Annotated in this window: 11 protein-coding genes; 3 read left to right on the top strand and 8 right to left on the bottom strand. The window is 48.8% G+C overall.

From position 1 onward, the window contains the following. Window positions 1–108 precede the first annotated feature (108 nt). From cyoD to cyoA, 4 genes are all read right to left on the bottom strand, one after another. On the bottom strand, window positions 109–462 hold the full coding sequence (gene cyoD, locus IB286_RS10715) for a cytochrome o ubiquinol oxidase subunit IV (protein ID WP_190765352.1): 354 nt from the start codon (window positions 460–462) through the stop codon (window positions 109–111). Next, window positions 459–1088, bottom strand: coding sequence for a cytochrome o ubiquinol oxidase subunit III (cyoC, locus tag IB286_RS10710; protein ID WP_190765350.1), 630 nt, complete (start codon window positions 1086–1088; stop codon window positions 459–461). The genes cyoD and cyoC overlap by 4 nt, the downstream gene beginning before the upstream one ends. Continuing rightward, window positions 1088–3082, bottom strand: a complete 1995-nt coding sequence (gene cyoB / locus IB286_RS10705; protein ID WP_190765348.1) for a cytochrome o ubiquinol oxidase subunit I — start codon at window positions 3080–3082, stop codon at window positions 1088–1090. Before cyoB ends, cyoC begins: the two co-directional genes overlap by 1 nt. Window positions 3083–3157: 75 nt before the next feature. Beyond that, window positions 3158–4144, bottom strand: a complete 987-nt coding sequence (gene cyoA, locus IB286_RS10700; protein ID WP_190765440.1) for a ubiquinol oxidase subunit II — start codon at window positions 4142–4144, stop codon at window positions 3158–3160. 152 nt (window positions 4145–4296) lie between these two features. On the opposite strand from cyoA, the gene IB286_RS10695 reads away from it, so the two are divergent. Beyond that, window positions 4297–5613, top strand: a complete 1317-nt coding sequence (locus tag IB286_RS10695) for an MFS transporter (RefSeq protein ID WP_223826305.1) — start codon at window positions 4297–4299, stop codon at window positions 5611–5613. Window positions 5614–5652: 39 nt separating this feature from the next. Continuing rightward, on the top strand, window positions 5653–6612 hold the full coding sequence (locus tag IB286_RS10690) for an SGNH/GDSL hydrolase family protein (RefSeq protein WP_190765346.1): 960 nt from the start codon (window positions 5653–5655) through the stop codon (window positions 6610–6612). Between the two features lie 29 nt (window positions 6613–6641). Here the strand turns inward: IB286_RS10690 and IB286_RS10685 are convergent, their stop codons facing one another. Both IB286_RS10685 and IB286_RS10680 read right to left on the bottom strand, forming a co-directional pair. Next, window positions 6642–7298 (bottom strand): hypothetical protein, encoded by a 657-nt coding sequence (locus IB286_RS10685; RefSeq protein ID WP_190765344.1) that lies wholly within the window; start codon window positions 7296–7298, stop codon window positions 6642–6644. 64 nt (window positions 7299–7362) lie between these two features. Then, complete coding sequence (locus IB286_RS10680; protein ID WP_190765342.1) at window positions 7363–10668, bottom strand: thrombospondin type 3 repeat-containing protein; 3306 nt, start codon at window positions 10666–10668, stop codon at window positions 7363–7365. Window positions 10669–11056: 388 nt separating this feature from the next. Between IB286_RS10680 and IB286_RS10675 the strand changes: the two genes are divergently transcribed. Further along, complete coding sequence (locus IB286_RS10675) at window positions 11057–11911, top strand: carotenoid biosynthesis protein (RefSeq protein ID WP_190765340.1); 855 nt, start codon at window positions 11057–11059, stop codon at window positions 11909–11911. A 26-nt stretch (window positions 11912–11937) separates the two neighbouring features. On the opposite strand, the gene IB286_RS10670 is transcribed toward IB286_RS10675, so the two are convergent. Together IB286_RS10670 and IB286_RS10665 are read right to left on the bottom strand one after the other, a co-directional pair. Further along, entirely contained in the window at window positions 11938–12180 is a 243-nt protein-coding gene (locus tag IB286_RS10670; RefSeq protein ID WP_190765338.1) for a phage regulatory CII family protein, read from the bottom strand. 184 nt (window positions 12181–12364) lie between these two features. Then, complete coding sequence (locus IB286_RS10665) at window positions 12365–13057, bottom strand: hypothetical protein (RefSeq protein ID WP_190765336.1); 693 nt, start codon at window positions 13055–13057, stop codon at window positions 12365–12367. Window positions 13058–13073 lie beyond the last annotated feature (16 nt).

Below are 13073 nucleotides of genomic sequence, written 5' to 3'. Positions count from 1 at the left end.
AGTCAATGCGAGGCAAAAGCAGGCGAAGAAGCGCAGTTTATGAATAATAAATGAGCATTCTAAGCCTACTTTTAACAAAGCATTGGCAACGCAGATCGTTTTCCTTTGTCAGGACATGCCCGGCATCATGTTAATGTTCATGTGATACATAACCCACAGCGACCCCGCCAAGGTAATGAACAACAACACGGCGGTAAACAACAGCGCCAGCATATTCCAGCCACCTTCCGACTGAAAGTTCATGTGCAGGAAGTACACCATGTGCACAACGATCTGTACGACGGCAAAGCCGAGAATCATCATGGTGGTGATGCCTTTCGAGGTAAAGACATCGCCCATTACTAACCAAAACGGAATCGCGGTTAAAAACACCGACAGCATAAAGCCGATCATGTAGCCGCTAAATGAACAGTGCGGGCCTTCTTCTTCGTGGTGATGATCGTGTTCGTGATGTTCACTCATGCCATAGACCCCATCAGATAAACAAAGGTAAATACGCCGATCCAGACCACATCCAGGAAGTGCCAGAACATCGACAGGCAATAAACGCGGCGCTTATTGGCGGTAGTTAGGCCGTGCTTGTTCAACTGCAGCAGCAGAGTGACCAGCCAGATAATACCGACACTAACGTGCAGACCGTGGGTACCGACCAAGCCAAAGAATGACGACAGGAAGGCGCTGGTTTGCGGGCCGGCGCCCACATGAATCATATGATAGAACTCATACAGTTCTACGCCGATAAAGCAGGCACCGAGAATACCGGTGATAAACAACCAGATTTGCGTACCACGCAGACGGTTTTGTTGCATTTGCAGCATGGCAAAACCATAGGTGATTGACGACAGCAGCAAGAAGCTGGTGTTGAGCGCGACCAGCGGCAGATCAAATAAATCTGCACCAGTTGGGCCGCCGGCAAAGCTTTGGCTGAGCACGCCATAGGTCGCAAACAGCGCGGCAAATACCAGGCAGTCGCTCATCAGGTACAGCCAGAAACCTAGCAATGTCCCGTTGGGCGCGTGGTGCTCGCCCATTTCCATAAATTCAAACTGGCCGTTTTCGCCAGCAGGCAATGTTGTTGAATGAGACATCAGGCAGTCACCTCACCGCGTTTTGCTTCAACAGCCGCAACTTCTTCATGGGGAATGTAGTAGTCGCGCTTATAGTTAAAAGTGTGAATGATAGTGGCGAGAATCAGCCCCACAAACGACACGCCAGCGATCAGCCACATATGCCAGATCAGGGCAAAACCAACCACGGCACTGATACCTGAAATCACCATACCTGCAGCGGTATTTTTCGGCATATGAATGGCGCGGAAACCAGTAGTCGGGCGCTTAAAGCCATTGGCTTTCATATGCCACCAAGCATCGTTGTCGTACACCTTAGGAGTAAACGCAAAGTTGTACTGAGGTGGTGGCGAAGAGGTTGACCACTCCAGCGTGCGACCATTCCACGGATCACCGGTTTCGTCGCGCAGCTCATCGCGCTTGCGCCAGCTTGCATAGTATTGATACAGACCGGTAACGATACCCACGCCGATCAATACTGCACCCACCAGCGCAATCTGGAACCAGATTTGCAGTGATGGATCATCGAACTGGCTCATTCGGCGAGTAACACCCATCAGACCCAGAACGTACAGCGGCATAAAGGCCAGATAGAAACCGACCACCCAACACCAGAACGAAATCTTGCCCCAGAACGGATCGAGTTTGTAACCGGTGATTTTGGGGTGCCAGTAGGCAATCGCTGCAAACACACCAAACACCACGCCACCGATAATGACATTGTGGAAGTGGGCAATCAGGAACAGGCTGTTGTGCAGTACGAAGTCAGCAGGCGGCACCGCCAGCAGTACACCCGTCATACCACCGATAACGAAGGTCACCATAAAGGCCACCGTCCACATCATTGGCAAGTCGAACTGGATACGACCGCGATACATGGTGAACAACCAGTTAAAGACTTTAGCGCCGGTTGGTATCGAGATAATCATGGTGGTGATACCAAAGAAGCTGTTTACCGTTGCCCCGCTACCCATGGTAAAGAAGTGGTGCAGCCAAACCATGTACGACAGGATGGTGATAACCACGGTGGCGTAAACCATTGAGGAGTAACCAAACAGACGCTTGCCGCTGTAGGTGGCGACGATCTCAGAGAACACACCAAAGATAGGCAGAATCAGGATATACACTTCTGGGTGACCCCAGATCCAGATCAGATTCACGTACATCATGGCATTGCCGCCAAGATCATTGGTGAAGAAATTAAAATCCATGTAGCGGTCGAGAGACAGCAAGGCCAACACGGCGGTCAAAACAGGGAAAGCCGCCACAATCAGCACGTTAGTACACAGCGCCGTCCAAGTGAACACCGGCATTTTCATCATGGTCATACCGGGGGCGCGCATCTTCACGATGGTCACAACAAAGTTCACCCCAGAGAGCAGCGTACCGACACCGGCTATCTGCAAGGACCAAATATAGTAATCGACCCCAACCCCCGGACTCTGCAATATTCCGGTTAACGGCGGATAAGCCAACCAGCCTGACATAGCGAATTCACCGACAAACAGTGACGCCATAATCAGCACCGCGCCGGCCGCAGTCATCCAGAAGCTGAAGTTATTCAGGAACGGGAAGGCCACATCGCGCGCGCCAATTTGCAGCGGCACAATGTAGTTCATCAAACCCACCACAAAAGGCATGGCCACAAAGAAGATCATGATGACGCCATGGGCGGTAAAAATCTGATCGTAATGATGTGGCGGCAGGTAGCCGGTGGAATCCCCAAAGGCGATGGCCTGCTGAATACGCATCATGATCGCGTCAGCAAAACCGCGCAGCAACATGACAAAGGCCAACACAATGTACATCACACCGATGCGCTTGTGGTCGATACTGGTAAACCACTCATTCCAGAGGTAGCTCCACATTCCCGCACGGGAAATAGCCACCACCAGCGCAAGACCCAGTGTTGCCGCTACCAGGAAAGTGCCGAGAATAATCGGATCGTGATACGGAATCGACTCCAGCGTGAGGCGACCGAAGATCAGCTTGACGATATCGAACTGTTCAGACATAAGATTTACCGATGCTCCGCGGATGATTTGCGAAACCGCAAGGCGGCCGCAGCATTACATTCAAAAATTGAAAACTCAGTGGCCATGATGATCTCCGGCAGGCATAGCAGCTTGCTCATGCCCGGCATGTTCACCATGACCCATCATTTGGTGGCCTTTATGGCCCTTCATCATGTCTTTCATGCAGAGCTGACCGGGATCAACACAGCGATTGAAAATTTTCTCGTACAGACCGGGCATCACATTGTTGTAGTAGTGCACCGGGTTGTATTCACTGGGTTTTTCCAGCTCTTTGTACACGCCGTAACTCAGCGACTCGCCCTCGGCTTTCACCTTGGCGCGCCACTGATCAAAATCCGCCTCGGTCATGCCGTGGAATTTAAAACGCATACCGTTAAAGCCGTGACCGGAATAGTTAGACGAGAAACCGTCGTAAACGCCCACTTCATTAATTACCGCGTGCAGTTTGGTCTCCATGCCGCCCATGGCATAAATCTGACCCGCCAGCGCCGGAATATAAAAGGCGTTCATCATCGTGGTAGAGGTGATCTTGAAGGTAATGGGGCGATCCAGCGGGGCCGCCAACTCGTTCACCACCGCCATATCGTATTCGGGGTAGAAGAATAGCCACTTCCAATCCATTGCCACAACTTCAACCACCAGCGGCTCAACGCCTTCCGGAATTGGCTTGCCTTCATCCACACGAGACAAGGGGCGGTAAGGGTCGAGCTGGTGGGTACTCACCCAAGTCAGCGCACCCAGGGCAATAATAATGGCCAGCGGCGCTGCCCAGATCACCAACTCAAGGCGAGTGGAGTGATCCCAGTCTGGCGAGTAGGTCGCTTCTTTATTAGAAGCGCGATAACGCCAAGCAAACCACAGGGTTAAGGCAATAACCGGCACCACAATCAGCAGCATTAAGATGGTGGACCACACAATCAGATCCGCCTGCTGCGAGGCAATATCACCAGAAGGCGACATCACCACCATATCGCAGCCCGACAACATTGCCGCAGCGAGTACCAGCAAGAATAGAGATTTCAGGGTTTTGGGGCGAAACATCACCAACGTCACATCCTGGTCGAAATTTGGGAGATGGGACTCTACGGCATATTCCAAGATGGGTGAATTGGACAATTTGTCCTATGGCTGGCAATGTGCAATCTGATGTAGGCTTCCGTTCCTGATTTAACTACCGTGGAAAACTGTGTCACATGGCTAATCCAAGCGCCCTGTCTAACACTAATGAAGAAATGAAAACGCCAGCTGGTCACTCACCGGTAGCACCCGGCGAAATCGCCATTGGCGTTATTATCGGTCGCGCCTCCGAACACTTCGACTTCTTCGTATTCGGCATGGCCTGTGTACTGGCCTTCCCCGGCGTATTCTTCCCCAATACCGACAGCCTCAACGCCATGCTCTACGGCTTTGCGATCTTTGCCTTGGCCTTTGTCGCACGCCCCTTTGGCACCGCCTTGTTTATGTCTATCCAGCGCCGCTGGGGACGCAGCGTTAAATTAACCGCGTCATTATTTATGCTCGGCACCGCTACCGCCGGCATCGCCTTCCTGCCCGGCTACGACAGCCTCGGCGGCACCGCGATTTTCCTGCTTGCACTATTCCGCACCATGCAGGGTTTCGCCCTCGGCGGCTCATGGGACGGCCTGCCCTCACTACTGGTATTGAACGCGCCACCAGCCAAACGCAACTGGTACGCCATGTTTGGCCAACTGGGTGCACCTATCGGCTTCCTGCTGGCCAACGCCCTGTTCTTCTACCTGATTAAAAGCACCAGCACCGAAGATTTCCAAGCATGGGCATGGCGTTATCCCTTCTTCGTGGCCTTTGCCATCAACGTGGTTGCCCTGTTCGCTCGTCTGCGTTTGGTACTGACCGAGGAATACACCCAAGCATTGGAAGAAAGCGAACTGGAACCAGTTAACACCCAAGAGCTGCTAGACAAGCAGGGACCACAGATTTTCCTCGGCGCCTTTGCCGCTATTGCCAGCTATGCGCTGTTCCATATCGTGACCATCTTCCCAATGTCGTGGATCACCCACAACAACAGCCAAGCCATGGTCGATGTACTCTCTATCCAAATGCTTGGCGGCGTTGTCGGCATTATCGCCACCATTATTTCTGGCGTGATTGCCGGCCAACTTGGCAAGCGCACCACCGTCTCGCTCATGGCGGTATTGATCGGAATGTTTGCCCTGTTCGCGCCCATGCTGATGGACGGCGGCCCAGCACTGCAAGACCTGTTTATTCTGATTGGTTTTGCCCTGCTCGGTATTTCCTACGGCCAATCTGCCGGTACCGTGACCGCCAGTTTAGAGCGCCGCTTCCGCTACGCCGGTGCTGCACTCACCTCTGACTTCGCCTGGTTGTTTGGCGCCGCATTTGCCCCACTGGTTGCCTTGGGCTTGTCTGTACAATTCGGCCTGCACGCGGTGAGCTTCTATCTATTGTCCGGCTCACTGTGTACCCTGCTGGCGTTGTACATCAACAGCCGCCTTGAAGCAGAAGGCTAGCACTCTCATAAAGAACGAAGAAATAACCAAGAAAAAGGGATGAGCGAAAAACTGGACTGGCACAAAATTCCCAGTAAACACTTCACCGTAAGTGGCTTACCCTTTTACTCAGGCGGCCCTTGGCAGCGTTTTAATCAAGCGCAGTTAGACGGGCTGCCAGAAGCGGTTATTACCCAAGCCCGCTATCCTGCGGGCGTCGTTATTCGCTTTAGCAGCGACACTCGCAACCTAAAAATCAAACTCAGCGTCCACTCCCAAGCCTGCGGTGCGGGCATTGATGTTATGGTGGATGGCGTTCTATGGCGCAGCGTACTGGTAAACCCAGATCACGATGAAGTGGAATTGTTTCGCAACGTTCCCGCCGAGCTTAAACAGATCGAACTCTACCTGCCCGGCAATCAAGCACTCAGCCCGGCGCAATTAGGTGTCGATGTAGGCTGCCAGCTTGAGGCTGCACAAGACAGAAACGACCAACTCCCAATCACCGTTTACGGCTCATCCATTGTGCAGGGCGCTGGCTCACACCTCTCCTGCATGAACTACCCAAGCATTCTTACCCGAGAACTTGGCATTGATATTAACAACTTCGGTTTTTATGGCGCCGGACGCGGCGAACCGGAAGTGCTCGAAAAAATACTCGCGCTCCCCGCCCAAGCAATTATCTTTGATCTCGGAAAATCCTTCGGCAATCAAGCGGCAGACGTTTACGGCGCTATGCTCAAACAAGCCCGCCAGAGCCACCCCGATGCCAAACTAATCTGCATCACCCCCATTTACTGCCTGCGCGAACGCTACGACGAAAAATTTCGGGCATTCAGCGATTCAATAAGACAGAAATTTTCTCAACAAGCGAACAGCATAGATGGCGTACAACTTATTGATGGCCTAACGCTTTTAGGCCCCGATGACTGGCGCTGTTTTTCAGAAGATGGACTACACCCCAACGAATGGGGTTATGCGCTGATTGCACAGCGGCTGCTTGAGCGGGTGGTGTTTTAAAACCATCCGCTCGAGAAGCTAACAGCAATTTATAAGTACGCTGAGGCCGATTTATAAAAGTCATCCAAAGTGGCACTGAGTGTTTTTCTAAAAAGGGCTTTTGGCTTTTCAGAAAGGTGCCTCAAGTGTGCTAAATCGCTCTGCTCATGTGGCACGGAATCGTTAACATTGTATGCTCGCGAAAATACTTGGCGGCCATGTTTATACAGGTCGTACTCAACCTCATAGTTCGCTGTAATATCATGGTATGACGGTGCAAAAGTGAATGTCAGCAGACTCATCAAAAAACTTTTTCCCGACTTAAAATCAGACCAAGCTGGGCCAGCTTTTTTAGTGGCCGTGATTTTAGCGACAAGTAAAAAATCCGACTTTTCATAATCCGTAGGCATTAAACCTACAGGGCCATGCTCTTCCATAAACGCTTGAATATCTTCCGTAACAAATTCCGCTAAAGGGCTTTTTTCCTGCGCATCAAAAGGCACCATGGGTAACATTTCACCATCCGAAAATAGCCCAGGCTTAGGCTGCGCATAGAAAATATCGTAGTTAACGGTTTTTCCCTGATAAGCGAGATTGCTGTACGTTGAAACGGAAGGCTCTGCAATTTGGGCGGGAGTACCGCAACCAACCAACAAAACCAACACGCTTAAACTAGCTAAAATTTTAATTTTAGAAATGAAGTTCATCTTTTACTCGTTCCTTGAAAAAGGGGCTGCAGTGTCAAACCCCGCCAGCAATGTTCCATTTACACTATTGAGAAACCAAGTCACAAAGCCCCAAGCTTAAATCTTGCAAAGTATTGCAGTTCGAGTCACAGGCATTGCCAGTCTCATCTCCATTCCAATTCTTCTGATCAGGATTAGAGACATCTGGGCAGTTATCGATTTCGTCCCCGACAGTATCGCCATCGCTGTCGGTGTCCAAGTCACTTGTTCCTTGCTGACTCTCCTGATCAGCGGTCAGACCATCGCCATCGGCATCCTCATCACAAGCATCACCAATGTTATCTTGGTCAAGATCGGATTGATCTTGATTAACGGTTTCTACGCAGTTATCAGCTTCATCACCGATGCCATCTAAGTCACTATCTTTCGACTCGGCAGGATCGGTAGGAAAAACATCATCAGCATCTGATACGCCGTCACCATCGCTGTCGGCGTTAAAGTCACTCGTTCCTTTTTCGTTCTCCTGATCAGCGGTCAAACCATCGCCGTCTGCATCATCATCACAAGCATCACCAATATCATCTTGGTCAAAATCAGATTGATCGGCGTTAGTTACTTCGGGGCAGTTATCGTTGCTTCCATACAATCCATCCCCATCGAGATCATTTGAGCGATAAATACCAACATATTCATCGGGAGTATTAACAAAGACCCCCGGCGCACCGACAATAAGACCAAAATCATTTACAGAAACATCAAAACCAAAAGCATCGTTTGCAGACGTTTCAGAGTTGATCAATTGAGAGCTATATGACCATGACAATTCTTGATCTTTTCGAAAAACGTAAACACGCCCTTCTTTGCCCTCTTTCTCAATGAACGGCGCACCAACAATAAGCAAATCTTCTGACACAGAAACACTAGCGCCAAAGCTCAATCCATATTCAGGTTCATTTGGTTGAATGATTAAGTTTTCTTGCCATTCCCCGTCAGAACTTTTTCCATAAAGGTAAACAGCCCCACTGCTAGCATGCCCGCCGCTTAACGAGTCATATCTAGGTGCTCCTATGAAAATACTCTCGCCCCAAACCTCAACATTCTTGGCATCAAACTGTCCTCTTTGGGTTGGAGTAATTTGAGCCTTATATTCCCAAGTAGAATTTTCATCCACCCTCTCAAATACGAAGACTGAATCTGGACTTATCTCTGATCTCACGGCTAGAACATTTCCATTCACTGAAACATCCTGTCCAAATTGATCTACACTCACTTCCGCCGGAGGAGAAATTGATTGAACCAAGCTCCATTCAGAGTTTTCATCCTGCTGGTAAACCTCTACAACTCCTCGATCTGATTGCAATGGGGTTTCTGAGTCAAAGAGTGGCGCACCAACAAATAACTGACTTTCATTGAAGGCAATGGACATCCCAAACCGTTCAACCTCAGAACTTCGCCGTTCTATTTCTGATTGAAAAATCCATTCACCATTTACTTCTTCAAAAATAATAACTGAGCCCGGAAAGAACCTATTCCAAGCGCCGACCGCCAAGAATTTTCCATTACTTGAAATACTTGAACCAAATTTGTCGTCTCTCGCAGCATCTGAAAGATACAGCTTTTGTAAAAAACTCCATCCCTGCTGTTCATCTTTTCTATATACATAAACTGCACCGCCTTTTATATTTTCACCGTCAACATCAACATCTGCTTCCGGCGCTCCAACAAAGGCAAAACCTGCCCCCATCTCTACTGCGTGGCCAAAATCAATTTTTGAAGCTTCATCTTCAGAAAATAAAACCGTTTGCTCAACAAAATCTGGCGCATCGCAAGCATCACCGTGCCCGTCACCATCTTCATCTAATTGCTGACTGTTGCTCACAGCTGGGCAGTTATCATCAACGTCAAAGATGCCATCACCATCAGTATCCAACTTCTCAGGGCTATCTGGATCACACGCATCCCCAAGCTCATCTCCATCAATATTTTTCTGATCGGGATTTGCCAAGTCTTTGCAATTATCCACCTCATCCCGCACACCATCATTATCGGAGTCGGTATCATCCTGTAAGTCACATTCATCACCGATTAGATCGCCATCAACATCAGATTGATCAGGATTGAAAGCAGAAGGACAATTATCAAGACCGTTAATAACGCCATCACCATCCGTGTCTCTGCCATCCTGAGAGTCGCAGGCATCACCAGTGCCATCTCCATCGACATCCGACTGATCTTCATTCGGAATGGTTTGGCAGTTATCCGACGAATCGGGAATGCCATCGGAATCTGCGTCGGCAATGTAATCCGAATCGCAGGCATCCCCGGCGCCATCCGCATCTGCATCAGCTTGATCAGGGTTTTGAACGTTTAGACAATTATCTTCTGAATCGTTAATCCCGTCTGAATCAGAATCCTGGTCGCCACTCAGTGATTCACAGGCATCACCAATATCATCAGAATCGGAGTCTGTTTGGCTTGGATTTGAAACGCTCGGGCAGTTATCGACAGCATCAGCTATACCATCGCCATCACTATCCGTATCATTTTGGCTGTCGCAGGCGTCACCAAGTCCATCGCTGTCACTATCGGCTTGATTGGTGTTTGGATGCGAGGGGCAGTTGTCTACCTCATCGCGAATAGAGTCACTATCTGAATCGGTATCGTCTTGAGAATCGCAAACATCGCCCAGTCCGTCATTATCGGTATCTAGCTGATTTGCGTTTGCTATAGAGGGGCAATTGTCGTTTTCATCACGAATGCCATCCTTGTCGGCATCCGCTGGACCATCAAATGAACCATCCGCTAGGTCCTCTTCGCTCTCTAGCAGGTGATCTTCAGCCACTTCCGGAGAAACAATATTTCTATCGTCACCATTGGCATCTTCAGCAAAATCCAAAAGCCCAGAAGATTCAAAGGTCGACTCTTCAAAGTTGAGGGTCGAGATAACTAGCGAGGCGGCTGACGTTGCGACATCTTCTGAAATTTCGATTCCGTTATCTGGATTTCTATCCGCATCCAATGTCAGCAGGAACCGCACAACATTGATAACGGCATTGCCCGTCAAGCCAATAATGTCGTTGGGGGTAACGAACTTATCACCAACAAGGGTACCTATTTCTATACCCCCTAAGGAAAACGTCACCGAGTCACCCGAGCGGTATAGAAACCCTCCATCTTGGGCTGTTGTTCCACTTTCGCCCGATGAAGTTAAAAATCGAAGACCACCTACCGGCGCATCAACAAAGTAGCCCGTCAGCGCAGGCGAATCTTCAGATGCAGAACCGCCGCCGCCACAGGCAGCCAACAAGGAGGAGAATAGAAAAACGATAGAAAAATTTTTGCGCGCAATAGGAAAAAAACGGCGCAAAGAAGCCAAACTCCAACTGTCCATAGTAATCCCTGTTTGGAGAATCTAATTTTTATAGGATCCCTCTAAATGCGAAATCCTTTCACATGAAACAGGTCGAAATTAGCAGAATAAGAAAACGTGATCAATATCACATTCTAAATAATAGGTGAAAAAAGACTCCAGATTTTGAACCCCAAATATCCCAGCGGAGCGAGCTTAACTCCGCCCATGTAAACATCAGAACAGGCGACCTATCACATCTAAATAGCGCGGCTTGCTTCATTGATCAGCAGGAAATCTGAACCAACGCGAATGATTTTCTAGGTGGCAAGCAATCCACATCCGCTTTGATTATTGTCAATTTACTTGTCATTGTTATAGGATTGGCAGTGCAATCCGAACCACAATAATCATAACCGGAGTATCCAGGATGTCTGACACCTTACGTCTCAGTCCCATGCCAAGGCTGGAAGTTTTTACCATGCGCGCCGCACTGGTCATGTGCGCATTTTCGATAATAAGTTTAGCGCTTGTGCCATTCATTGGCGCGCGTGATATGGGTACGCCAAGCACGGTCATTGGCATTCTATTTATGGTTTCGCTTTGCGTACTCCATGCCATCGCTACAGAGGGCGTAAAAAAGGCCGTCGGCTTTGTCGTCGCCGCAGCATTAATCACTTGGTTTGTTGAGTTTATTGGTTGTAATTACGGCTGGTGGTTTGGGGAGTATGAATACACCAATGCACTTGGGCCACGCATTGGCAATGTTCCGATCATGGTTGTCATTTCTTGGGAGGCGATTATTTTTCCATCAATGATGCTGGTGGATAATTTCCTCGCCCGCGACAAGCCCTTAAAAAACAGCGAGTTTTATCTCTACATCATCATCGCATCACTCGCCACCGGATTGGTCGTTACTGCATGGGACTTTATTACCGATCCGGTATCGGTTCACTTAGGCTACTGGCGCTGGGACGATGGCGGTGGTTATATGCCGGATATTGATGGAGGCATTCCATTCAGCAATTTCGGTTTAAAAGGCTGGGTTGGAGCGGTTTTTCTGATCAGCGCGCTTTACCGTGTGCTTTTCACAGATGCAAAATCTGTACATGCTCCAAGAAGAACGACCACCATATTGGCGGCAGCACTTTACACCTCGTGGCTATGCAATGCCCTGTACGGTTGCTTTATGTTTGGCTTTCACCAAGTGGCCCTAATCGGTGTTTTCGTTATGGGGCCTGTAGTGCTGTTATCATGGGGAAGGCTGTTTCTTACAAGAACTTAAATTAATCACTGAATAAATTAAGCCTTCTATATTTCTAGTTCCGCACGGATTTCTTCAATGCGAGAAAGGGTGGCCTCGTCCAAAGGACAGGCCATTGCATGGTTTAAAATATTAGCCAGCACTCGCCGCTCATCTGGATCAATAACACCGTCAGCTTTGGCTAAATCGAGTAAATAATTGAGCTCGCGGGAATCGATTTTTCCATCATTGGAAAAGCAACTTGCCGACTGCAGTGCGATAGTAAAATGCGATTTTATTTCTGTGGCCATGCCCCCTCCCAAATCCTTGAGTAGCATTAATACCCGGCAACTAATTAATGTGCAGTTACGAGAGTACTGTTAAAGCCGGAAAATTGCGAGAGCTAACTTGGAGATCGCGTTGATTGAATATGCAGGACAAGTCTACCTAAGCAAACCGCTGTCAGGCATTTAATCACCTAGAAACTCGTGGCGGTTATTCGTTCTTTATCCGCTTCTCAAGAAACTTAAGCACATTGCCTTCAGCCCAATGCGCTTTGAAGGATTTATCGGTATTGAGGTTATAAATTACGCAGTAGCGCTTATCTTTTTCATTGGCGGCATAAGAGTGCCAGGTAGCACGATCCAAGCGGGAGAAGATAAAGGCACGGTTTTGCTTCCACTCCACTTCACCCACGGGCGTTTCGTTATAGCGCCCATCGTGAATAAAGGTGCCATTATTTGACTCGGGGTTAATGTACACCACCACGCTCAGCAGCTTTTTGGGAATATCATCGTGAATCTGGTGCTTGTAGTTCGGCCCGGTAGAGATGAGGTGAAAATCCGAAAATTCGTAGTACTGGGTTTTCTTTGCCGACAATACGCCAAGGATACTTTGTAGTGCCGGAAAGTAAGCCTCGTCGATCGCTTTTAGAAATCCCTTGTCAAAAATATCTGATTTGATTTCACCGTTTTTACGCATCAGGCTGTGGGCAATTTTAACTTCGCTGCTACTCACATCGTGCTCGTGCTTTTTGATCTCATTAAATTCTTCATCTGTGAAGAAATTATCGATCACCATATGCACAAATGGAAAATGGTTCACCGTCGTTCCACAGGTGACATTCCAATGACGCGGGAATAAATGGCTGACTTCAGATATTTTGGCGTTGAATTCGTCTAGCTGCATATACAAATCTTAAATA

Source organism: Spongiibacter pelagi, assembly GCF_014705705.1.
GTDB classification, from domain to species: Bacteria; Pseudomonadota; Gammaproteobacteria; order Pseudomonadales; family Spongiibacteraceae; genus Spongiibacter; species Spongiibacter pelagi.
This window is presented reverse-complemented; position numbering and strand designations above follow the sequence as displayed.